At 67.5% G+C, this 22,685-nt stretch carries 16 protein-coding genes and 1 pseudogene; 9 read left to right on the forward strand and 8 right to left on the reverse strand.

Features of this window, described 5'->3' with window-relative positions:
• The first annotated feature begins 73 nt into the window (after nt 1-73).
• On the forward strand, nt 74-262 hold the full coding sequence (locus QN350_RS00965) for an SPOR domain-containing protein (protein WP_281534935.1): 189 nt from the start codon (nt 74-76) through the stop codon (nt 260-262).
• Nucleotides 263-265: 3 nt separating this feature from the next.
• Here QN350_RS00965 and panB read toward each other — a convergent pair whose 3' ends face one another.
• A complete protein-coding gene (gene panB, locus QN350_RS00970; protein WP_322139834.1) occupies nt 266-1,138 on the reverse strand; it encodes a 3-methyl-2-oxobutanoate hydroxymethyltransferase in 873 nt (290 codons plus the stop codon).
• Between the two features lie 100 nt (nt 1,139-1,238).
• Here panB and QN350_RS00975 point away from each other — a divergent pair, with 100 nt between their 5' ends.
• The 5 genes from QN350_RS00975 to QN350_RS00995 all read left to right on the forward strand — a co-directional run bounded on the left by QN350_RS00975 (nt 1,239) and on the right by QN350_RS00995 (nt 10,682).
• The gene (locus QN350_RS00975) at nt 1,239-2,576 is read left to right on the forward strand and encodes a glutamine synthetase family protein (RefSeq protein ID WP_322139835.1); all 1,338 of its coding nucleotides are present in this window, start codon (nt 1,239-1,241) and stop codon (nt 2,574-2,576) included.
• A 6-nt stretch (nt 2,577-2,582) separates the two neighbouring features.
• Nucleotides 2,583-5,615 carry a bifunctional [glutamine synthetase] adenylyltransferase/[glutamine synthetase]-adenylyl-L-tyrosine phosphorylase gene (locus QN350_RS00980; RefSeq protein ID WP_322139836.1) on the forward strand — a complete coding sequence of 1,011 codons (3,033 nt, stop codon included), beginning with the start codon at nt 2,583-2,585 and terminating at the stop codon, nt 5,613-5,615.
• A gap of 490 nt (nt 5,616-6,105) precedes the next feature.
• On the forward strand, nt 6,106-7,692 hold the full coding sequence (locus tag QN350_RS00985; RefSeq protein ID WP_322139837.1) for a glycosyltransferase: 1,587 nt from the start codon (nt 6,106-6,108) through the stop codon (nt 7,690-7,692).
• Nucleotides 7,685-9,163 (forward strand): glycoside hydrolase family 26 protein, encoded by a 1,479-nt coding sequence (locus tag QN350_RS00990; RefSeq protein ID WP_322139838.1) that lies wholly within the window; start codon nt 7,685-7,687, stop codon nt 9,161-9,163. Before QN350_RS00985 ends, QN350_RS00990 begins: the two co-directional genes overlap by 8 nt.
• Before the next feature lie 52 nt (nt 9,164-9,215).
• Nucleotides 9,216-10,682 carry a UDP-glucose/GDP-mannose dehydrogenase family protein gene (locus QN350_RS00995; protein ID WP_322139839.1) on the forward strand — a complete coding sequence of 489 codons (1,467 nt, stop codon included), beginning with the start codon at nt 9,216-9,218 and terminating at the stop codon, nt 10,680-10,682.
• A 91-nt stretch (nt 10,683-10,773) separates the two neighbouring features.
• On the opposite strand, the gene glnA is transcribed toward QN350_RS00995, so the two are convergent.
• On the reverse strand, nt 10,774-12,198 hold the full coding sequence (gene glnA, locus QN350_RS01000) for a type I glutamate--ammonia ligase (protein WP_134531790.1): 1,425 nt from the start codon (nt 12,196-12,198) through the stop codon (nt 10,774-10,776).
• A 144-nt stretch (nt 12,199-12,342) separates the two neighbouring features.
• Between glnA and QN350_RS01005 the strand changes: the two genes are divergently transcribed.
• The gene (locus QN350_RS01005; protein WP_322139840.1) at nt 12,343-12,786 is read left to right on the forward strand and encodes an RDD family protein; all 444 of its coding nucleotides are present in this window, start codon (nt 12,343-12,345) and stop codon (nt 12,784-12,786) included.
• A gap of 113 nt (nt 12,787-12,899) precedes the next feature.
• Here the strand turns inward: QN350_RS01005 and QN350_RS01010 are convergent, their stop codons facing one another.
• The 3 genes and pseudogenes from QN350_RS01010 to lipB form a co-directional block, all read right to left on the reverse strand.
• Nucleotides 12,900-13,610 carry a DUF4191 domain-containing protein gene (locus QN350_RS01010; protein WP_281534943.1) on the reverse strand — a complete coding sequence of 237 codons (711 nt, stop codon included), beginning with the start codon at nt 13,608-13,610 and terminating at the stop codon, nt 12,900-12,902.
• A 79-nt stretch (nt 13,611-13,689) separates the two neighbouring features.
• Nucleotides 13,690-14,673, reverse strand: a pseudogene (gene lipA, locus QN350_RS01015) (lipoyl synthase); the annotation flags it as partial.
• The gene (gene lipB, locus QN350_RS01020; RefSeq protein ID WP_322139841.1) at nt 14,670-15,305 is read right to left on the reverse strand and encodes a lipoyl(octanoyl) transferase LipB; all 636 of its coding nucleotides are present in this window, start codon (nt 15,303-15,305) and stop codon (nt 14,670-14,672) included. The gene lipB and the pseudogene lipA, both read right to left, overlap by 4 nt.
• 183 nt (nt 15,306-15,488) lie before the next feature.
• Here lipB and QN350_RS01025 point away from each other — a divergent pair, with 183 nt between their 5' ends.
• Nucleotides 15,489-17,102, forward strand: coding sequence for a hypothetical protein (locus QN350_RS01025; protein WP_322139842.1), 1,614 nt, complete (start codon nt 15,489-15,491; stop codon nt 17,100-17,102).
• Between the two features lie 22 nt (nt 17,103-17,124).
• On the opposite strand, the gene QN350_RS01030 is transcribed toward QN350_RS01025, so the two are convergent.
• The 3 genes from QN350_RS01030 to QN350_RS01040 form a co-directional block, all read right to left on the reverse strand.
• Nucleotides 17,125-18,525, reverse strand: a complete 1,401-nt coding sequence (locus QN350_RS01030; RefSeq protein ID WP_322139843.1) for a 2-oxo acid dehydrogenase subunit E2 — start codon at nt 18,523-18,525, stop codon at nt 17,125-17,127.
• A 70-nt stretch (nt 18,526-18,595) separates the two neighbouring features.
• On the reverse strand, nt 18,596-19,969 hold the full coding sequence (lpdA, locus tag QN350_RS01035; protein WP_322139844.1) for a dihydrolipoyl dehydrogenase: 1,374 nt from the start codon (nt 19,967-19,969) through the stop codon (nt 18,596-18,598).
• A 140-nt stretch (nt 19,970-20,109) separates the two neighbouring features.
• Nucleotides 20,110-21,597 carry a leucyl aminopeptidase gene (locus tag QN350_RS01040; protein WP_323502697.1) on the reverse strand — a complete coding sequence of 496 codons (1,488 nt, stop codon included), beginning with the start codon at nt 21,595-21,597 and terminating at the stop codon, nt 20,110-20,112.
• Between the two features lie 159 nt (nt 21,598-21,756).
• Between QN350_RS01040 and QN350_RS01045 the strand changes: the two genes are divergently transcribed.
• The gene (locus QN350_RS01045) at nt 21,757-22,680 is read left to right on the forward strand and encodes a PAC2 family protein (protein WP_322139846.1); all 924 of its coding nucleotides are present in this window, start codon (nt 21,757-21,759) and stop codon (nt 22,678-22,680) included.
• Nucleotides 22,681-22,685: the final 5 nt, after the last annotated feature.

Below are 22,685 nucleotides of genomic sequence, written 5' to 3' on the forward strand. Positions count from 1 at the left end.
GGACGGGACGGGTGGGGGAGACCGGGCCTGGCAACAGGTGACCGGCGGAATCCTTAGGCATAGAATCTAGCTTATGGCCGAAGATACTGAGCACCAGTTCTGGTACAACCTGCGCACGGGCGCCGTCGAAGAGGGAATGGTCTCTCTCGCCGTCGATCGTGTCGGGCCGTTCGCAACCCGCGACGAGGCCGCCCATGCCCTCGAGAAGCTCCGCGCGAACAGCGCCAAGTGGGCGGCGGAGGACGCTGCGGAGGACCGCTGACCGCTATTCGTAGCTGTGCTCAGGACCGGGGTACACGCCGGTCTCGACGTCCGACTTGAACTGGTGCACCGCATCCGTGAGGACGCTGCGCACGTTGGCATACTGCCGCACGAAACGCGGCACCCGGCCCTCGGTCATGCCGGCGAAGTCCGTCCAGACCAGGAGCTGGCCGTCGACGTCGGGGCCGGCCCCCACGCCGATCGTGGGGATCTCGAGCTTGCGAGTGACCTCGGCCGCAACGGTGGCCGGCACCATCTCCAGGACGACCGCGAACGCGCCGGCGTCCTGGACAGCGAGGGCGTCCTCGAGGAGTTGCTCTGCGGCGTCGCCGCGACCCTGGATGATGTGGCCGCCGAGGCCGTGCTCGCTCTGCGGCGTGAAGCCGATGTGGGCCATCACGGGGATTCCGCTCGTGACGATGCGCTTGATCTGCTTGTGGCTGCGTACTCCGCCCTCGAGCTTGACCGCGTGCGCCTGCGCTTCCTTCATGAACCGCACCGCGGTGTGAAGCGCCTCGGTCTGCCCGGTCTCGTATGAGCCGAAGGGCATGTCGGCGACGACAAGGGCGCGGGTGACGGCCCGCGCGACCGCGCGGGTGAGCGGGATCAGTTCGTCGACGGTGACGGGGAGCGTCGTCTCGTAGCCGAAGACGTTGTTGCCTGCCGAGTCGCCGACCAGGAGGAAATCAATCCCTGCCTGGTCGAAGATCTGGGCCGTGAGCATGTCGTAGCTGGTCAGGCCGGTAATCGGGATGCCATGTTGCTTCGCGTTCGAGAAGTGTCGGGTGCGCACCCGCTTGGGTCCGGCCGGAGCGGGAACGAAGGGATTCAGATCATTGACGGAACGGGGAGCGTCTGACGCGGTCGACTCTGGCATGCCTCCAGTGTAGCCAGCGACCGATTCCGCTCCCGGGGGCCCTTTTCGCACGCGAGGTCACGACAGCCAGTAACCTAGTGATCAACAAGAAAGGGCGTGGATGGACAAGCAGCGCGACTTCGTTCTTCGTACCATCGAGGAACGGGGCATCAAGTTCATTCGTCTCTGGTTCACGGACGTCGTCGGCACCCTGAAATCGGTTGCGATCGCACCGGCCGAGGTCGAGGGCGCATTCGCGGAAGGTCTCGGTTTTGACGGCTCGGCCATCGAGGGCCTGACCCGTTCCTTCGAAGCGGATGTCCTCGCGCATCCGGATCCCACAACGTTCCAGATCCTGCCGTGGCGGGGCGAAGTCGACCCGACCGCGCGCATGTTCTGCGATATCACAACCCCGGACGGGCAGCCCGCGGTTGCCGACCCGCGCAACGTGCTCAAGCGCACTCTCGCCAAAGCGGCGGATCGCGGCTTCACGTTCTACACGCATCCGGAGATCGAGTTCTACCTCCTGAAGTCGTCGAAGTATGGCAAGGACGGGCCCGTTCCCGTCGACTCTGCCGGTTACTTCGACAACGTCCCCGGCGGGACCGCTCACGACTTCCGGCGCCGTTCCGTGCGGATGCTCGAGGAACTCGGCATCTCCGTGGAGTTCAGTCACCATGAAGCCGGCCCCGGCCAGAACGAGATCGACCTCCGCTACGCGGACGCGCTGTCGACGGCCGACAACATCATGACCTTCCGCACGGTCATCAAGGAGGTCGCCATCGAGCAGGGCGTCTACGCGACGTTCATGCCGAAGCCGATGTCCGACCAGCCAGGCTCTGGCATGCACACCCACCTCTCCCTGTTCGAGGGCGAGACGAACGCCTTCTACGAGGCGGGCGCGCAGTACCAGCTGTCCCGCACGGGGCGCCAGTTCATCGCGGGCCTGCTCAAGCACGCGCCGGAGATCACCGCGGTCACGAACCAGTTCGTGAACTCGTACAAGCGGCTCTGGGGTGGCGACGAGGCCCCGAGCTTCGTCTGCTGGGGCCACAACAACCGGTCCGCGCTCATCCGCGTTCCGCTGTACAAGCCGAACAAGGGAAACAGTTCCCGCATCGAATACCGGGCGATCGATTCCGCGGCGAACCCGTATCTCGCATACTCGCTCATGCTCGCTGCCGGACTCAAGGGCATCGAAGAGGGCTACGAACTGCCGCCGGAAGCGGAGGACAACGTCTGGGGTCTCAGCGACACCGAACGTCGCGCCCTCGGCTACCGCCAGTTGCCGGCAAGCCTGGACCACGCCATCCAGTTCATGGAGGAATCCGAACTCGTCGCCGAGACCCTGGGCGAGCACGTGTTCAACTACGTGCTGCTCAACAAGCGACAGGAGTGGAAGGAATACCGCTCCCAGGTGACTCCGTTCGAGCTGCAAAAGAACCTCGAGATGTTGTAGCGCACGATGGCGCGAGAGGCGCTGACCCTCACCGAACTCGCGAGGGTCGGCTTCGCTGATCTCGGTGAGGTCCGGGCGTGCCTCGACGAGGTCCTCAGCCTCGGCGGGCCCGATTCTGCAGAGCTGTTGCCGTTGCTCGCGCGCACGGCGAGCCCGGACGCGGCACTCTCGGGCCTGATCAATCTGCTCCGGCAGGCGCCGACGGAACTCCTGGCGCTCCTGGCGTGCCCGGGTGCGCCCGTTCGCCTCCTCCTCGTGCTCGGCGCGTCTCGCGGCCTGACCGAATTCTTCCTGCGGCATCCGGAGGAGCTCGGCGTGCTCGCCACCCGGTCACAGGTCCTTCCCGGACCAGAGGAGCTCACCCGGGACCTGCTCGCCGCGGTCGGCGCGGTCGACGGCGTCGCGACCCTCGTCGACGACGCCGGCTGGGTGGCACTGCGGGTACGATATCGGCGGAGGCTCGCGGAGGTCGCCGCGTTCGATCTCGAGCAGGCCGACCCGGTCGCCGGCCTCGACGGGGTCGCGCGGGCGCTGTCCGATCTCGCCGCGGCGGCGCTCGAGGGCTCCCTCGCGGTGGCTCGCGCGATGTCGTCGGCGCCCGTTGCCGCGCCTGGCGTCTTCCCCGTCGACCAGGTACGCGCGACCCGGCTCGCCGTGATCGGCATGGGGAAGGCCGGAGCCAGGGAACTCAACTACGTCAGCGACGTCGATGTCATCTTCGTCGCGGAGGCAGACCCCGAATCCGGGCTCGAGTCCGGCCGTGCCGTCGACATCGCGACCAGGCTGGCGATCCTGCTGATGCGCGGGCTCAACCAGCCGACACTCGAACCCGAGCTGTGGGAGGTCGACCCGAACCTGCGCCCCGAGGGAAAGTCGGGGGCACTCGCGCGTTCCCTGGACTCGCACATCGCGTACTACGAGCGGTGGGCGAAGAGCTGGGAGTTCCAGGCCCTCCTCAAGGCGAGGCCGCTCGCCGGCCATGCCGGGCTCGGAGAACGGTACCTCGCGGCCGTGGGGCCGAAGGTGTGGACGAGCGCCAGCCGGGAGAACTTCGTCGAGTCGGTCCAGCGGATGCGGGAACGGGTGACCGACAACATCCCCGACGACGAGGTCGACGTTCAGCTCAAGCTCGGCCCCGGCGGGCTGCGCGACATCGAGTTCACCGTCCAGCTCCTCCAGCTCGTTCACGGGCAGGCCGATGAGGGCGTCCGTCAGGCCGGGACGCTCCCCGCACTCGCAGCCCTCGCCGAATCCGGCTATGTAGGCCGTGCAGAGGCGGCGGAATTCTCCCAGGACTACCGGATGCTGCGATTGATGGAACACCGCCTGCAGCTCTACCGGCTGCGGCGCACCCACCTCGTGCCGCGGGACGAGGCGAGCCTGCGCATCCTCGCCCGTGCGACCGGGCTCGCCGCGGGCGCCGCCCAGCTCAGCACGCGGTGGGCGGACACGAAACACCGGGTGCGCGGACTGCATGAGCGCCTGTTCTACCGGCCGTTGCTCTCCGCCGTCGCTGCGCTCCCCGACGGCGACCTCGTCCTCACGAGCGCGCAGGCGGAGGCCAGGCTCGCGGCGATCGGGTTCCGCGACACCAAGGGTGCCTTCGCCCACATCGCGGCACTCACGGGCGGTGTGTCGCGGCGTGCGACGATCCAGCGCCACCTTCTTCCCGTGCTCCTGCAGTGGTTCTCGGAAGGTGCAGACCCCGACTACGGTCTGCTGGCCTTTCGGCGACTCAGCGACAGTCTCGGATCGACGTACTGGTTCCTCCGGATGCTCCGTGATTCCTCCGGCGCCGCCGAACGGCTCACCCGGGTGCTGTCCTCCTCCCGATTCGTCGGCGAACTCCTCGAAACGATTCCGGAATCGGTCGCGTGGCTCGAGAACGAGAACGACCTGCGCCCACGACCCCTCACCGTGCTGCGTGAGGAGACCCGCGCGGTCCTGGCCCGCCATCAGACACCGGATGCCGCGGCATCCGTCCTGCGGACGGCCAGGCGCCGCGAGATCCTGCGCCTGGCGTTCTCGTCCATCCTCGGGCGGATCAGCATCGACCAGCTCGCGACGGGCCTCAGCGACGTCACCGCGACGGTGATCGAGGGCGTCACGGCTGCGATCCGCGGCACCGGCCTCCGCGGTGAGCCGGACGGGGACGCCGACGGCATCGAATTCGCGGTGATCGGCATGGGTCGCTTCGGGGGAGCGGAGCTGGGCTTCGGCTCGGACGCCGACGTGATGTACGTGTTCCGGGCGGGAGTCGTCACGGGCGAGGCCGCTCACACCCGGGCGATGTTCATCGCCCGCGAACTCAAACGTCTCACGGAGGACAGCCGCCTGCCGCTCGACCTCGACCTCGGGCTGCGTCCGGAGGGGAAGAATGGTGCCGTCGCCCGCTCCCTCGACTCCTACGAGGCCTACTACCGGCGCTGGTCGCTGACCTGGGAAGCGCAAGCGCTCCTCCGGGGCAGGGGCGTCGCCGGGGATGCCCGCCTTCTCGCCGACTTCGAGGCCCTCGCGGACTCGGTTCGCTTCCCCGTTGCGATCGACGACCAGGCGGTCAGGGAGATCAAACGGATGAAGGCGCGCGTCGAGAAGGAACGGCTGCCGCAGGGCGCAGACCCGAACCGTCACCTCAAGCTCGGGCGCGGTTCGCTCAGTGACGTCGAGTGGTTCGTCCAGTTGCTGCAGTTGCAGCACGCAGCGGCGATCCCCGAACTGCGCACGCACTCGACCCTCGGCGCCCTGCACGCCGCCGCCAGGGCCGGGCTCGTGAGCGACGCCGATGCCGAGACCCTCCGGGCGGCGTGGATCTTCGCCTCCCGGTGCCGTTCGGCCATGACCCTGTGGATGAACCGGACCGCGGACACGCTCCCGACCGACCGCATCCAGCTCGAGGGCATCGCACGGATCCTCGAATACCCGCCGGGATCCGCCAACCGGCTCGAGGACGACTACCTCGCCGTCACCCGGCGTGCCCGCGCCGTGTTCGAGCGTCGTTTCTACGGCCCGGTCGAACACGCGGGACCCTTCGCCGGGTAGATATCCAGCCGATTCACGGCGACGATTCAGGCTGTTCCCGGCCAAGACCGGGTGGCGGATTGGGTCGGCCAGGTTAAATCCCGGAGAACTGTCATCGTCGAAAGCTCCGCACTCGTCTGGATTTTGGACGGCGCGAGGCGGGCCAGGACCTCCGGATCCGGCGCACGGCGACGTCGGTAGCTCCGACGATCGTGACGCGCCGACCGCACATGATGGCTGGGCGGAATACGCCGCCCATCTGTGCATTGAGGGGGCGCTCGCGCCTGAGCGCAGCGATGGAGAAGAGCGGCGGCGGGGCTCGATCGTGACTTTCCGGTGACGCGTCCCGGCCGGTTTCCGATGGTCTGGCGGCGCGCGACGCGAGCGTCACGCCGCGCGTGTCGCGCATTTGCGCCCCGGGCGGGGGGCGGTCACTATTCAGGTACCCCGAAACACAAACCGTCCTCACTGCCGCGGACTTCAGCGTGACTAATGAGAATCGGGGTTCGTCATGTTCATCTTCATCCTGCAAATCCGGCACATGCTGGAGGGGCATCCAGAGGTCTACATGTTCGCCGTGTACTCGGCGCTCATCTGGTTTGTCTGGCTCCTGAAAGTCATCCTGTCCTCGAGGTATCGCCCGTACACCGAGTCCTGTGACCTCACCACCAGCGTCGTCGTGCCCGTGCTCGACGAACCTCTCGACCTCTTCCGCGACGTGATCGGTCGAATGGTCGAACAGGGGCCCGGCGAGATCATCGTCGTGATCAACGGCCCGGAGAATCCGGGTCTCGTCACGGTGTGTGAGGAGTTCGCCCCACTCGTCCGCTGGGTACACACGCCCATCCCCGGCAAACGCAACGCCGTGATGATCGGCACCACGTTGTCGACGGGGGACATCACGATCCTCGTCGACTCCGACACGGTGTGGATGCCGAACGCCCTCGAGGAGCTCATCAAGCCGTTCGCCGACGAGAAGGTCGGCGGCGTCACCACCCGTCAGCGGATCCTCGATCCGGACCGCAACTGGATCACGCGGTGGGCGGACTGGCTCGAGAATTCCCGCGCCCTGTACTCGATGCCGGCGCAGAGTGTCGTCGGCCAGGTCGGCTGCCTCCCCGGGCGCACCATCGCGTTCCGGCGGACGATCATGATGCGGGTGATGGACAAGTTCATGACCGAGAAGTTCATGGGCGTCTTCCTCGAAGTCTCCGACGACCGCACCCTGACCAACCTCACCCTCAAAGAGGGATACCGCACGGTCTACCAGCACACGAGCCTCGTCTACACGGACGCACCCCTGAAGGTGAAGAAGCTCTTCAAGCAGCAGCTGCGGTGGGCTCGCGGAAGCCAGTACAACACCCTGCGGATGCTCCCGTGGATGCTGGGTCATGCCCCGCTCCTCGCGTTCTTCATGGTGTTGGACATCGCGCTGCCATTCATTCTCGCCGGGGTCTTCCTCGGCTGGATCTACCGGTCGGTGACCGGCCAGGGCTTCAACTTCTACCAGGGCTTCCTCGACGAATACGGTGTCCAGGGCGGACTCGTCACCGTCGTGCTGCTGATGGTGGCCTCGTCTGTGGTCAGCATGGCGATCCGTCAGGTCCGCCACCTCGCGGAGAAGCCGACGGATTTCTTCCGGCTCCCGGTCTTCATCCTCATTTCGACGTTCTTCCTCATGCCGATCCGGCTGTTCGGCTTCTTCCGGATGGCGCACGCGAGCGGCTGGGGAACCAGGTCAGGCGCGTACGCAGGGGGGACAGGCGGCACCGACACCGACCTGTCGAATCTCAGGTCATCCGAGAACCCCGCATCGTCACCGGTGCGGCTCGGGGCGACCATTCCCACCGACTTCGATCCCGAGTTCGAAACCGAATTCGCCGAGGCCAGCTCCTACCCCGATGACGACCTCGTGGTGCGTCTCGGGTTCGACGACGGCAGAGGGCAGACCCGTGTCCTCGAGCGGCCGGTCGTGAAGGTCGCATCGAGCGAGGTCGTGCGGCGCACCCGTCCGATCCGCCGTCACAACCTCAAGGCCGGCATTCCCTATCTCATCGGCTTTTCGATTCTGTTCCTGGAGGCGTTCTTCATTGTCTAAGCAACCATCCTGGTGGGCCGCCACCTCGGCCCAGTCACGCCGGTCCGGTGTGGGCATCATCGCGCTCGGAGTCGTCCTCGCCACCCTCTCCTGGGTCGTCTGGTCTTCACCGGGAAGCCCCGTCTCCCAGGCACTGTCCGCGGTCATCTCGGGAACAGAACAAGCCGACGGTTCCCTCGTGGCGCAGAACAAGGATTTGAAGGCGCAACTCACCGCCCTCCAGGGCCGGCTCAACACGCGCTCCAGCGAACTGGCCCGTGCCAAGCAGGCCGCGTCCGTCGTCGCGGCGGGCAACACCAAGGGACTCGCCACCGCTCAGGAGCGGGTGCGCGCCGCCGAGAGCGCACTCCTGGGAGCCCAGAACGAGGTCGCCCAACTCGCGGCCCAGGCGGATGCCGCGCACGCCGCGCCCGTCGCGGGTCCCGGCAAGGCGCCAACGGTGAAGACCGGGTCCAGCACCGCAAGCGTGACGCCGATCTCGGCGCCGACTCTGGCTGAGATCCGGAATCCCACGAGCCGCTTCTTCGGCATGTACACGCAGCAGGCTCCGTTCAACTGGGCGACGTTCGATGCGACGAGCGTGAGCGTCGGCGTGCAGCCGACGGTGACGGGTTACTTCAGCGGCTGGGACGAGGCATTCCGGTCCGAAGCCGTCACCCGGGCCTGGGCCCACGGTTCCATGCCGTTGATGACCTGGGAATCACGTCCGATCAACGCCAAGAACGGCGTCACGGACGCGCCGGACTATTCGCTGCCGAACATCATCGACGGCTCGTTCGACGCCTACCTGCACCAGTACGCCAAGGATGTCGTGGCAACGGGCCTTCCGGTCGCCATCCGGTTCGACCACGAGATGAACTCGGTGTGGTACCCGTGGGCGGAGGACAACGGGAGGGGTAAAGCCATCAACGGCAATAACCCGGGCGACTTCGTGAAGATGTGGCACCACGTGCACGACATCTTCGAGACCGAGGGCGCGAACCAGTTCGCCCTGTGGGTGTGGGCACCGAACATCATCAACAACCTGACGGCGACCCACCAGACCCCCGAATACCTGGCCGGCATGTACCCCGGCGACGACTACGTCGACTGGGTCGGCCTGTCCGGGTACCTGCGCCCGCCGACAAGCACGGACACCAGGAACAACTACACCTTCGACTACACCTTCGGTCGGAGCCTGGCCCAGCTGCGCCAGCTCACCGGGAAGCCCATCGTGCTCGCCGAGGTGGGCGCGACCGAGACCGGTGGCCACAAGGTCGCGTGGATCACGAGCCTGTTCGAATCGCTCGCGAAACCGGAGAACGACGACATCATCGGCGTCTCGTGGTTCGACCTCGCGGTCTCGAGCTTCGTCGGCGGGGAGCTCGGCACCAATGACTGGCGCATCGACTCCCGGCCGGAGAGCCTCGCCGCATTCAGTGCGGGACTGAGTAACCCGGCGGCCAACTTCACCCTGGTACCCGCCAAGTGACCCTCGAACCCACCGACCGCACTCCGCACCACCTCGTGACCGGAAGGACATCATGACCGCGACACCAGCATCCACCGAGGCGGCCGACGTCGTCGGAACGACCGGCGCCCCAATCCTGCGTGCGCCGCGGATCAGCGTCATCGGCACCGGCTACCTCGGGGCAACCCACGCGGCGGCCATGGCCGAAATGGGGTTCGAGGTCATCGGGGTCGACACGGACCAGCGCAAGGTCGACGCGCTCAGCAAGGGAATCGTGCCGTTCTACGAACCCGGTCTGCCCGAGCTTCTGCTGACTCATGTGACGAGCGGCCGCCTTCGGTTCACGACCGACATCGCCGAGGCCACCGCGTTTGCGGACGTGCACTTCGTGTGCGTCGGAACCCCGCAGAAATCCACGAGCTTCGCGGCGAACCTCAGCTACGTGGAGGACGCCACCAGGCAGGTTGCCGCCAACCTCGTGCGGGACGGCCTCATCGTCGGCAAGTCGACCGTGCCGGTCGGCACGGCCGCGCGCCTGCGCGAGATCGTGGCCGAGTCGATGCCGGACTTCGTGACCGCGGAACTCGTCTGGAACCCGGAGTTCCTGCGCGAGGGCAAGGCCGTTGAGGATACTCTCGCCCCGGATCGCCTCGTCCTCGGCGGAGCGTCCGCGGCCGCCGAAGCGCTCTTGCGCGAGGTGTACGCCTACCCGATCGGAAACGGCACACCTGTCATCGTCGTCGACCTGCCGACCGCTGAGCTGGTCAAGGTCAGCGCCAACGCGTTCCTCGCGACCAAGATCTCCTTCATCAACGCGATCTCCGAGGTCTGTGAGGCCGCGGGCGCCGATGTCTCCCAGCTGGCGGATGCGCTCGGGTACGACAAGCGGATCGGCCGGCAGTTCCTGAATGCCGGGCTCGGATTCGGCGGCGGCTGCCTGCCGAAGGACATCCGTGGCCTGATGCACCGTTCCAACGAGCTCGGTGCGTTCGCCGCGGCCGGCCTGCTCCAGCAGGTCGACGAGATCAACATGGGCCAGCGGCAGCGCGTCATCGACAGGGCCATCGACGCCTGTGGCGGTTCGGTCCTGAACCGCCGGATCGGCGTGCTCGGGGTAGCCTTCAAACCGCACACCGACGATGTCCGCGACTCGCCCGCACTCAACGTCGCTGCTGCCCTGCAGTTGCGCGGCGCCCAGGTCGTCGTCTACGACCCCCAGGCGCGCGGAACGGCGGAACGGATTTTCCCGACGCTCGGCTATGCGGACTCGGTTGCGGATGCCGTCTCCGGAGCGGATGCCGTTCTCGTGCTGACCGAATGGCCGGAGTTCCTGGCTGCGGATCCGGCAGCACTGGGCGCGCTCGTTCGCACGCGCACGGTGATCGACGGCCGGAACTGCCTGGATTCCGCGGCGTGGGCGGCGGAAGGCTGGAACGTGCTGTCGATCGGGAAGGCGACGGTACACCCTGCCCGCGCCGCCGAGGCCCACGGCATCGCGGACCGCACCATCCAGCGTGAGCCGGCGTTCGTCTTCGGCTGACCAGAACCCGGCCCGGACAAACGGAAGGACCGCACCCATTCCGGGTGCGGTCCTTCTGTCCGTGCTGCGGCCGTCGTCCGGCCTGCGCGACTCAGACCCCGTAGTACAGTTCGTACTCGAACGGGTGCGGGCGCTGGGCGAGCGGCTTGATTTCCTGCTCGCGCTTGAAGCTGACCCAGGTCTCGATCAGTTCAGGCGTGAACACGTTGCCGGCGAGGAGGAAGTCGTGGTCGGCTTCGAGGGCCAGCAGAGCCTCCTCGAGGGAAGCGGGAACCTGCGGGATGTTCTTGGCTTCTTCGGGCGGGAGCTCGTAGAGGTCCTTGTCGACAGGCTCGTGCGGCTCGATCCGGTTCTTGATCCCGTCGAGGCCGGCCATGAGCTGGGCGGCGAAGGCGAGGTACGGGTTTCCGGAGGCGTCGGGCGCACGGAACTCGATGCGCTTGGCCTTCGGGTTGGTGCCCGTGATCGGGATGCGGATCGAGGCCGAGCGGTTGCCGGCCGAGTAGACCAGGTTGACCGGTGCTTCGAAGCCGGGGACGAGGCGGTGGTAGGAGTTCACCGAGGGGTTCGTGAACGCGAGGACCGCCGGGGCGTGCTTGAGCAGGCCGCCGATGTACCAGCGTGCGATGTCGGAGAGTCCGCCGTAGCCGGCCTCGTCATAGAACAGCGGCTTGCCGCCGGCCCACAGGGACTGGTGGGTGTGCATGCCGGAACCGTTGTCGCCGAAGAGCGGCTTGGGCATGAACGTCGCCGTCTTGCCCCATTCGTGCGCCGTGTTCTTGACGATGTACTTGAACTTGAGGAGGTCGTCCGCCGCGTGGACCATGGTGTCGAAGCGGTAGTTGATCTCACCCTGACCGCCGGTGCCGACCTCGTGGTGGCTGCGTTCGAGGATCAGGCCGGCGTCGATGAGCTTGAGGCAGATGTCGTCGCGCATGTCGACGTGCTGGTCGACGGGACTGACGGGGAAGTAGCCGCCCTTGTACGGGGTCTTGTTGGCGAGGTTGCCGCCCTCTTCCTTCTTGCCGGAGTTCCAGGCACCTTCGCTGGAGTCCACGGCGTAGAAGCTCGAGTACTGGTTCACTTCGTAACGCACGTCGTCGAAGATGTAGAACTCGGCTTCGGGGGCGAAGAAGGCGGTGTCGGCGATGCCGGTCGACTCGAGGTACTTCTCGGCCTTCTTCGCGACCTGGCGGGGATCCTTGGAGTAGATCTCGCCGTTGCGCGGGTTGTAAATGTCGAAGAGCATGATGAGCGTGCGCTCGGCGCGGAAGGCGTCGACGTATGCCGTCGTCACGTCCGGGATGAGCTGCATGTCCGACTCGTGGATGGAGGCGAAGCCGCGGATCGACGAACCGTCGAACATCTGGCCGACCGTGAAGAATTCCTCATCGACCGTCGACGCGGGGATGTTGAAGTGCTGCTGCACACCGGGGAGGTCGGTGAAGCGAATGTCAAGAAACTTGACGTCAGTGTCCTTGATGAACTTGAGTACTTCTGACGAATCGCGGAACATGCGGGTTTACTCCAAACGACGAGGGCCTTAATGACAGAAAGTCGCGCACGGCGGCTACCCAGAGAGTATTACGGCAGCATTACTCAGCTGTGACGGCTTTGTTTCTCACATGTTACAGGCGGTGCCCTTGGCTAGGATCATCCCGTGCCTCCCTCAGCCTCGAAACCGACCACCTTCGGACAGCTCCCGCCGAGCAGATGGCCGGGGGAGCGACTCGGGCTTCCCGACCAGGGCCCGCTTTCGGTGGGCCGTGCCGGGCGACGGATGCTCGGACTGCTGATCGACTACGCCCTCGCGATGGCGCTCGCCTTCACGGTGTTCCGCTACACGTTCCTCGACTACAACGGCTTCGTCGTGACGGGGACGTACATCCTGCTCCAGGTCGTGTTCATCCCGACGATCGGCGGCAGCATCGGCCACCGCCTCGTCGGACTCCGCGTGATCCCGCTCGCGGGAGGCTGGGTCGGGCCGTGGCGGCCGATCGTGCGTTCCGTGCTGCTCGGTCTGGCATTCCCCGCGTTGGTCTGGGACTCCGACCAGCGGGGCTTCCACGACAAGGTGGCAGGGACCGTCCTCGTCCGCGGCTGAGTCACGCGCCGCGTGGGCTGCCGCGCCGACCGACCGCCGCGTGGACAGACGCGAAAACCCCTCGTCGCGATGACGAGGGGTTCTTTTCGTGCGGTGTGGACGGGTGGACGAGCCTAGTTGCCGCGCTGGGGGCGGGCCTTGGTCGGATCGACGCCCTTCGGGATCGGAAGCTTCTTCGTGATCGAACTCAGCCGGTTGTTGACGGCGAGTACCTCGGCCTTGGTCAGGCTCGGCTTGATCTTGCGCAGGCGACTCGCGAGCTTGTGCAGCGGCACGGCGTCGGAATCGGGGCCGACGGACAGGACCGTGACGGGCACGTGGCCGCCGAGACGGGTGACCGTGCGGCGTTCCTCTTCCAGCATGCGGGCGGTCCGGGTGCGCGGGCCTTCGCTGATCAGCACGACGCCGCCGCGGCCGACGGCACGGTAGACCGCGTCCTGGGTCTTGCCGTTGACGGCGATGGGCATCTCGCTGCCGACCCACCCGCCCTTGAGGGAACTGCGCAGCACGGCACCGACCGCGCCGGGCTGGCCTTCGATCTGGGAATAGGCGGCCTTCTCAGCACGCCGGCCGAGGATGATCAGCATCGCGAGCACCCCGGCGAGGAGCCCGGCGATGATCCAGAGGACGAGCGTGAGAACGTTTCCGTCGGTCGCAAGGATCGCGACGATGATCGAGGCCACGAGCGGCACGAAGAAGCCCACGAGGAGAAGCGGAACGATTTTGGAATCGTACCGCCGGGTCATCTGGAACACCTGCCACATCTGCTTGATGCGGCCGGGTTCCTTGTGGGGTTTGGGAGTCTTGTCCTTGCTGCGTGCCATGCTGTCGAGTTTACCGAGTCGCCAGAATCTCCGATGACCGATTTTCCGCCGAGTCAGCGCTGATGCCGCCCGGACGGGCGACGGCCTGGGCGAACCCGAGGGAGGCGTCAGCCAGGTGGCGGAGTTCGGCGGGCACCTCGCGGTTCGTCGCGAGCATCGACTGCGCCCAGAGGCGTCCCGCCCGGTAGGAGGATCGCACGAGCGGGCCGGAGAGCACACCGAGGAATCCGATGGCTTCCGCTTCGGCGTTCAGCTCGACGAACTCCTCCGGCCTGACCCACCGGGCGACGGGGAGGTGCCGGGCGCTCGGCCGCAGGTACTGGGTGATGGTGATGATGTCGGTTCCGGCATCGTGGAGGTCCTGGAGCGCCTGGCTGACCTCTGCGCGTTCCTCGCCCATGCCGAGGATCAGGTTCGACTTGGTGATGAGGCCTGCAGCGCGACCCTGGGTGATGACGTCGAGGGAACGGTCGTACCGGAAGGCCGGGCGAATTCGCTTGAAGATGCGCGGAACCGTCTCGACGTTGTGCGCGAAGACCTCTGGCTTCGCGGAGAACACCTCGCCCAGGAGCTCGGGGTTTCCCGAGAAGTCGGGGACGAGGATCTCCACTCCCGTTCCGGGGCTCTGCGCGTGGATCTGCCGGATCGTCTCTGCGTAGAGCCAGGCGCCCTCGTCGGGAAGGTCGTCGCGGGCGACGCCCGTCACCGTCGCGTACCGGAGGTTCATCGCCACGACCGATTCCGCGACCCGTCGCGGCTCGTCGGTGTCGTACTCCGCAGGCTTGCCGGTGTCGATCTGGCAGAAGTCGCAGCGGCGGGTGCACTGCGAGCCACCGATGAGGAAGGTCGCCTCGCGGTCCTCCCAGCACTCGAAGATGTTCGGGCAGCCGGCCTCCTGGCACACGGTGTGCAGGTTCTCACCCTTGACGAGGTCCTGGAGCTTGCGGTATTCCGGTCCCATCTTGGCGACCGTCTTGATCCAGGCCGGTTTGCGTTCGATGGGCGATTCCATATTGCGGATCTCGAGCCGGAGCATCTTGCGGCCCTCTGGCACGGCGCTCACGCGGCGGCCACCAGCTCGGCGGCGAAACGGGCCCGGATCGGTTCCACCAGCTGCTCCGGCGTCACCTCCCGGCCGAGGACGCGGGAAATGGTGGTGACCCCGGCGTCGCGGATGCCGCACGCGATGATGTGCTCGTATGGTTCGAGCGAGTTGTTGCAGTTGAGGGCAAAGCCGTGCATGGTCACACCTTCCGCGACTCGGATTCCGATGGCAGCGATCTTGTCTTCGAAGCCGGGCAGGCCGACCCACACCCCTGACCGGCCCGGGACGCGGCGGCCGTCGACTCCGAGCCCGGCGAGGACGTCGATGAGGATGCCCTCGAGGCGGCGAACGTAGCCGACGACGTCGATGGGTTCGGCGAGGCGGAGGATGGGATAGCCCACGAGCTGGCCGGGACCGTGCCACGTGATCTTGCCGCCCCGGTCCGTGTCGATGACCGGGGTGCCGTCCGTCGGCCGTTCGTCGGCGGACGTGCGTCTCCCCGCGGTGTACACAGCGGGGTGTTCGAGGAGGATGACGGTGTCCGGGCGTTCCCCGGAAACAACGGCACGATGGACGGTGCGCTGGAGCTCAAGGCCCACGAGATACGGCACGGAGTTGGCGCTTAGCCCCGCGACGAGAAAGTCGAGCATTGGGCCAGTCTAGGTCAGCCTGTCCTCACCAGCTACCGGATCGGACGGAGTGTGCACAGCCCGATCGGCGCGGGCGCTCGCGGTGTCCCGGCGGGCGATGATCGGCGCGTGACAAGACGTGCGGGAGGTCGGAGAGGCAGGTCACCTGTCGGGGCATCCCGTGCCGGCCAGCGCTCTGCCGGCGTGAGCGCTTCCGGGGCACAGCCAGCGGATGTCATCGGGAGCGTTGCCGGCTACCGCGTGCTCCGGCGCATCGGTTCGGCTGACAGGGCGGACATCTATCTCGGCGCCTCTGCCGGGGTCGGCACGAACGTCCAGAGGGAGGTTGTCGTGCTCAAGGTGTTCCGCGACGCATCCGCCGGCGACGCGGCCCGCGACGCGGCGATCGACCGGGAGGTCCACGCCCTCGAGAGCATCGCGGACGGCGGGGTGGGCCGGTTGCTGGACGTTGCGACGCTGCCGGACGGCCGCGTCTGCCTCGTCCTGGCCGAGGACCGCGGCGGATCCCTCGGCGTGCTCCTCGCCGGCGAGCGAATGCTCGACCCGGGGGAGGCGGTCTCGATCCTGGCCCCGGTGCTCGCGACCTTGGCGGGCCTCTACGACCGGGGCTGGGTGCATCCGGAGATCGGGCCAGGTCACGTGCGTTTCGACGGCGCCGGTCGCCCCGTCGTCGGGGGCCTGGGCGGCCTGCGCGACCTGCCGCCGCCGGGCCAGGCACGGGACGAGCTGCTCGACGAAGCCCGGTGCGGGTGCGACGAGCTGGTTCAGGCCGTCCTCGACCGGGTTCCGGAACGCGTGCGTCCTGCGGCGGCGGAACTGATCACGTCGCGGCGGTCCGGCGCGTTCCGGGAGGCCCTGGCCGGGCTCGAGCAGGCCCTCTTCGACTGGTCTCCAGCCGCACCGGTCCGGCTCCCTGGCCCCGAGGTCGCCACGGGCGGCGGGGCGACGATCGACACCCGGAGGCTTTTCCCCGACCGGGGTCGCCTTGCTCGGCTCGAGTCCGCTCTGGACACACCCGTCGGGCCGCTCCTGCGCGCGTGGGCGGTTCAGGTCGCGCGAACCATCGGTGGACGCCTGACGGGAGGGCGGCTCGGGCCACCGGCGGTTCGGGCGCACCGCGGCCGGGCGGCGCACGCGTTCGGGCCAGGACCGAAGCCGTTTCGTGACCGACACTCCCGACCAGCGACGCGGCGGGGCACGTGGAGAGCCGCGGACGACCCCGTTCGCCGGCGGCGCCGCGTTCTCATTCTGTCCGGCGCGTCTTTCGTCGTCATCCTGCTCGTCGGAGGCTGGGCCATGCTCACACCGCGGGCGGCCGGCTCCGGACCGGATCCGGCTGCGGTCGGCACTGCTTCTTCATCGCCTCTCGACACGAGCGGGGGAGTGTCCGCCGCGGTGGACCCGCCCGTCGTCGCGGGTCCGCGCGCGACCGACCAGGAGGCCCTCCGGGGTGAGGACCCCGTCGGTGCCACGGTGGTGCTGCTCCGGCTGCGGGCCCGGTGCATCGTCGCCGCGGATCGGGAGTGCCTTGCGGACATCGCCCAGCCGGACTCGCCGGCACTGGCCGAGGACACCGGATTGATCGGGCAGGCGCCGGCAGAGGGGAGGGATGCCAGCGCGCAGACGGTCGCCGACGGTTCCGGCCCGATGCTCGTCGACCGGATCGGGAATCTGGCCCTCGTGGCCCTGTCCAGCGGCGGCCCGGAGGCGGGACCGGGAAACGACGAACCGGCCTCGGTCCTTGTGGTCAAGGGCGAGGCCGGTTGGCGGTTACGCGAGTTCTTCGGCGCCGGCTGACAGAACCTGCCGGCTCGACGACTCAGATGCCGAGATTGGCTTCGAAGTCGCCCGCCTCGAGACGCTGCTTCATCGTGACGAGGAAGCGCGAGGCATCCGCGCCATCGATGATGCGGTGGTCGTAGGACAACGCCAGGTAGACCGACGACCGGATAGCGATGGCGTCGAGGCCACCGCTGGACACGACGAGCGGCTTCTTGTAGACGACGCCCGTTCCGAGGATCGCGCTCTGCGGAAGGAACACGACGGGAGTGTCGAACAGCGCCCCACGCGAACCCGTGTTGGTCAGCGTGAACGTGCCGCCGGAGAGCTCGTCGGGCTTGAGCTTGTTGTCCCTCGTGCGCTGAGCGAGGTCGGCGATCTGGGCAGCGAATCCGGCCAGATCGAGTTCGCCGGCGTTGCGCACGACCGGGGTCAGCAGACCGCGTTCGGTGTCGACGGCAATGCTGATGTTCTCCTGTGCCGGGTACACGATCGTGTCGCCGTCGATCGTGGCGTTGATGATCGGGTTCGCCTGCAGTGCCTCGGCGGCGGCGAGGGCGAAGAACGGCAGGAACGACAGCTTGTTGCCGGTCTTCTCGAAGAACGACGCCTTGACCTTGTCGCGGAAGATCGCGACGCGCGTGACATCGACCTCGACGACGGTCGTCAGCTGCGCCGACGACTGCATCGAGATGACGGCGCGTTCTGCGACGACCTTGCGCAGCCGGGACATCGGCTTGGACGTGCCGCGCAACGGCGAAACCTCGAACGTCGGAGCGGATACCGCGGCGCCGGCGGCCGGGACGGCCGCCTCGATGTCCTGCTTGCGGATACGCCCGCCGACACCGGTTCCGGTGACGCTGGACAGGTCGACGCCGGCCTCGTTCGCAAGCTTGCGGACGATCGGGGTCACGTAGCCGGAGGTGCCTGCGTGGGAGCCACGGGAGACGGCGGGCTCTGCCACGACGGGTGCCGGTGCTGCGACGGGTGCCGGGGCGGCGACCGGAACCGGCGCGAAGACCGGTGCAGGTGCTGCGACGGGGACCGGGGCGTAGACCGGCTGGGCGACGGGCGGCGCGACCGGCGCGGGTGCGTAGACCGGGGCTGCGACAGGGGCGGGGGCTGCAGGAGCCTCGACCACGGGAGCCGCGGCCGGAGCCTCGACCACGGGTGCCGCGGCCGGTGCGGGAGCGGCGGCGGCGGAACCGTCACCGATCAGCACCAGGGCGGTACCCACCTCGACGGTTTCGTCCTCCTGAACCAGGATCGCTTCGATGATGCCGGCAACGGGGGACGGGATCTCCGTGTCCACCTTGTCGGTCGATACTTCCAACAGGGGCTCGTCGACCTCGACGCGGTCGCCCACGTTCTTCAGCCAGCGGGTAACCGTACCCTCTGTGACACTCTCACCGAGTGCCGGAAGGCTAACGGATTCGCTCATGCGTTTGTCTCCTTCAAAACCATTGTGTGCTCTGTTCTTAGCTTATAGACGGTCGGTAGCCGGGAAACGGCTACATCGCGTGGAGGGGCTTCCCGGCAATGGCCAGGAATGCCTCGCCGAGCGCTTCGTTCTGGGTCGGGTGCGCGTGCAGGAACGGGGCGATGTCCTCCGGATACGCCTCCCAGTTCACGACGAGCTGGCCTTCGCCGATGAGCTCGCCGACGCGCGCGCCGATCATGTGGATGCCGACGATGGGTCCGTCGTTGACCCGGACGACCTTGATCGAACCGCTCGTGCCGAGGATGGAGCTCTTGCCGTTGCCGCCGAGGTTGTACTCGTAGGACGAGACCTGGTCGGCGCCGAACTTCTCGGATGCCTTCGCCTCGGAGTACCCGACGGACGCGATCTCAGGGTCGGAGTATGTGACCTTCGGGATGTTCAGGTCTTCGACGATGATCGGGTTGAGGCCGGCGATTTCCTCGGCGACGAAGATGCCCTGCTGGAAGCCGCGGTGCGCGAGCTGGAGGCCGGGAACGATGTCGCCGACGGCGTAGACGCCGGGGATGTTCGTCGCGAGGCGTTCGTCCGTGAGGACGAAACCGCGATCCATTGCCACGCCGACCTCGTCGAAGCCGAGACCGGCCGTGACGGGGCCGCGTCCGACGGCGACGAGCAGGATCTCGGCCTCGACGGTCGAACCGTTCTCGAGGGTGATGACCACGCCGTTCTCGTGCTGGGTCACGCTCTGGAAGCGGATGCCGAGCGAATACTCGATCCCGCGCTTGCGGAATGCGCGCTCGAGCTGCTTGGAGACCGATTCCTCTTCGTTCGGGACGAGGTGCGGCAGCGCCTCGATGATGGTGACGTCGGCGCCGAAGGACTTCCAGACGCTCGCGAATTCGACTCCGATGACGCCGCCGCCGAGGATGGCGACCTTGTTCGGGACGAAGTTCAGATCGAGGGCCTGCTCGCTCGTGATGACGCGGCCGCCGATCTCGAGGCCCGGGAGGGATCGCGAGTACGAGCCCGTGGCGAGAACGACGTTCTTGCCGACGATGCGGTCGTCACCGACCTGGACGGTGTTCGGCGCCACCAGGCGGCCTTCGCCCTCGATGACGGTGATACCGCGTGCCTTGATCAGGCCCTGGAGGCCCTTGTACTTGGACGCGACGATTCCCTCACGGAAGGCCGTGACGGCCGCCATGTCGATGCCCTCGAACTGGGTCTTCACACCGTACTTCGCGGCCTCGCGGCTCACGTCGGCCACCTCGGCCGAGTGCAGCAGGGCCTTCGTCGGGATGCACCCGACGTGCAGGCAGGTGCCGCCGAGTTTGCCCTTCTCGATCAAGCCAACGGTCATGCCGAGCTGGACGGCCCGCAGTGCTGCTGCGTAGCCACCGCTTCCTCCACCGAGAACGACAAGGTCAAAATTCTGTTCCGACACTCAGGGACTCCCTTTTATTCACATACGGGCGCTGGTCACAAGCGCGTAATCACAAGCGGAAATGCACAAAAAGTCTGCGGGACGGGAATCGATGACACCCGTGAGCCGGGCGCTTTCTTCCCCATGCCACCTCGACTGTACTACGGGCGCGAAAAGTCCTCGGCCAGACGCAGCAAAGCGCGCACCGAAATACCGGTGGGACCCGCGTTCGTGAAGCCCCAGCCGCCTCCGGTGTTGTGCGCAGGTCCGGCGATGTCCAGGTGCGCCCAGGGGATCGTCACGGCGTCGTCCCCTGTCCCGCGGGTGCCGATGAATTCGCGCAGGAAGACGGCGGCGAGGAGCATTCCGCCGGCGCTCGAGCCCATCTTGGCGTTCGCGATGTCCGCGACGTCGGAGTTCAGCGTGGCACGGAGCTCGTCGGGGAGTGGCATCGCCCAGAGCTGTTCGCCGACACCGGTGCCTGCTGCCAGCACCCGGGCGACGAGCGCGTCCTCGCCCATGACGCCGTAGTAACGGTTTCCGAGGGCGGTGATGGCCGCGCCCGTGAGGGTGGCGACATCGATGATCGCGTCGGGTTCTTCCTCTCCTGCTGCGACAAGCCCGTCGGCGAGGACGAGCCGTCCCTCGGCATCCGTGTTCAGCACTTCGACCGTGCGACCGCCGCGGATGCGAAGAACGTCATTCGGGCGGATCGCGTTGCCGGAGGGCATGTTCTCCGCGATGCAGAGCCAGGCGGTGATGCGCACGTCGAGGGACAGTCTGGCCGCGGCGAGCACGACCGCGAGAACCGTTGCCGCGCCGGTCATGTCGTACTTCATGCCGACCATGGAGCCGGCCGGCTTGAGGGAGAGTCCGCCGGTGTCGAAGGTGATGCCCTTGCCGACGAGCGCGATATGACGGGTTGCCGTCTCAGGGGCATAGCTGACCTTGACCAGGCGCGGCGGCCGGGTGGAACCCTGCCCGACACCGGCAATGCCGCCGAAACCGTCGGCGGCGAGTTCGGCCTCGTCCCAGACCCTCACCGTGACGGGCAGGTCCGCGGCGGCGGCGACCGCCCGGTTGGCGAGCGCCTCGGGGTACAGATCGGATGCGGGCATGTTCACGAGGTCCTTGACGAGGGCGACGGCCTCCGAGACGATGATGGCGTGGGCGACGGCGTCCGTTCCGTCGAGCGCGCTGTGCACGGTGACGCGGCCGGCGGGAAGCCGAGTCCCCGCGAGGGATGCCTGGCGGTACTCCGTGTACGAATAGGCGCCGAGCGCGGCGCCCTCGACGACGGCGGTGAGTTCCGCGCCGGTCGTCAGCGGGAATGCGAAGGCGACGCTCTCGACGCCGGTGAGCTGGCGGACGGCGGAACCGGCGGCCGCGCGCAACGCGTCGACGTCGGCATCCTTGCCGAGCCCGACGATCGCGATCGTGCGCGCGCCGCCGACGGATGCCGGGATGCGGACCACCTGGTCGCGCGCGCCCGTGACGCCGAGGTCGGCGAGAACGGTCGACAGGGCCGAGAACGCCGGGTCGGCGAAGAGCGCGGCGGAGTCTGCGGATTGGAGCGCGCCCACGATGAGGACGTCGGCGGTTGATTCGATGGCGGGTTGTGCGGACACGGAGAGAACGGGAGCGGTCATCCTTCGATGGTACTGGCCGCCCCTGTGCGGCCTGTGCGGCCTGTGCGGCCTGTGCGGACTGCGCGGCTGCCGCACTGCGTGCGGGCTGTTCGCTCACGGCACTACTCCGGGTGCCGCGGATTCCCACCCGGCCGCGATACGCAGCCTAGAGTTAACGGCATGCGCGATCCTGGTGACATCTACGAGCTGACGGCCGAGGCGGCATCCGTGCCAGAGGGCCTGAACCTCGTCGCGGGCCTGACCGGGTTCGCGGACGCCGGGGGAGCGGTGGCGCAATTCACCGAGTACCTCCTCGGAAACCTGACCCACACGATGATCGCGTCCTTCGATGCGGACGTCCTTCTCGATTACCGGGCCAGGCGCCCGATCATCTACTTCGATCGCGACCACCTCACCGACTACCAGCCGCCGATGCTGCGGCTCTACCTCGCGCACGACGAGATCGGCCAGCCGTTCCTGCTGCTGTCCGGCTTCGAACCTGACTTCCGCTGGGAGCAGTTCACCGCCGCGGTTCTCGAGATCGGCAGGCGATTCCGCGTCGCGGCGACGACGTGGGTGCACGCGATTCCGATGCCCGTTCCGCACACCCGCCCGATCGGTGTGACCGTGAGCGGCACCCGCTCTGACCTGATCGAGAGCATGTCGGTCTGGCGTCCGCACACCCAGGTTCCGTCCAACGTCCTCCACCTCGTGGAGTTGCGCCTGCACGAGAGCGGCGCCGCGGTCGCCGGGTTCGTCCTGCTCGTGCCGCACTACCTCGCGGACACGGAATTCCCGGCTGCGGCACTGTCCGCCCTCGAGAGCACGAGTGCGGCAACCGGCCTGATCTTCCCGACCGACCAGCTGCGCGAGCAGAATCGCGAGTTCATCAATCGGATCGACGAACAGGTGCGGGAGAACCCGGAACTCGCGAAGCTCGTCGGAACCCTCGAGGAACGCTACGACACGTACATGGAAGGCAGCAGCGTTCGGTCACCCCTGACTGATGAGGACGGCGAACTTCCCAGCGCCGACGAGATCGCCGCAGAACTCGAGAATTTCCTCGCGGCCCGCCGCAGCCGCGACGACGGCACCGTCGCCTGAGCGGG

It is taken from the genome of Cryobacterium sp. 10I5 (assembly GCF_035019865.1).
Classification (GTDB): domain Bacteria; phylum Actinomycetota; class Actinomycetes; order Actinomycetales; family Microbacteriaceae; genus Cryobacterium; species Cryobacterium breve_A.

Bases quoted from the DNA above. Each gene is read 5' to 3' on its own strand.
- QN350_RS00985 (WP_322139837.1), top strand. From the start codon at position 6,106: ATGTTCATCTTCATCCTGCAAATCCGGCACATGCTGGAGGGGCATCCA.
- QN350_RS00995 (WP_322139839.1), top strand. From the start codon at position 9,216: ATGACCGCGACACCAGCATCCACCGAGGCGGCCGACGTCGTCGGAACG.
- QN350_RS00965 (WP_281534935.1), top strand. From the start codon at position 74: ATGGCCGAAGATACTGAGCACCAGTTCTGGTACAACCTGCGCACGGGC.
- QN350_RS00980 (WP_322139836.1), top strand. From the start codon at position 2,583: ATGGCGCGAGAGGCGCTGACCCTCACCGAACTCGCGAGGGTCGGCTTC.
- QN350_RS01040 (WP_323502697.1), bottom strand. From the start codon at position 21,597: ATGACCGCTCCCGTTCTCTCCGTGTCCGCACAACCCGCCATCGAATCA.
- QN350_RS00975 (WP_322139835.1), top strand. From the start codon at position 1,239: ATGGACAAGCAGCGCGACTTCGTTCTTCGTACCATCGAGGAACGGGGC.
- panB (WP_322139834.1), bottom strand. From the start codon at position 1,138: ATGCCAGAGTCGACCGCGTCAGACGCTCCCCGTTCCGTCAATGATCTG.
- glnA (WP_134531790.1), bottom strand. From the start codon at position 12,198: ATGTTCCGCGATTCGTCAGAAGTACTCAAGTTCATCAAGGACACTGAC.
- QN350_RS01030 (WP_322139843.1), bottom strand. From the start codon at position 18,525: ATGAGCGAATCCGTTAGCCTTCCGGCACTCGGTGAGAGTGTCACAGAG.
- QN350_RS01010 (WP_281534943.1), bottom strand. From the start codon at position 13,610: ATGGCACGCAGCAAGGACAAGACTCCCAAACCCCACAAGGAACCCGGC.
- lipB (WP_322139841.1), bottom strand. From the start codon at position 15,305: ATGCTCGACTTTCTCGTCGCGGGGCTAAGCGCCAACTCCGTGCCGTAT.
- QN350_RS01045 (WP_322139846.1), top strand. From the start codon at position 21,757: ATGCGCGATCCTGGTGACATCTACGAGCTGACGGCCGAGGCGGCATCC.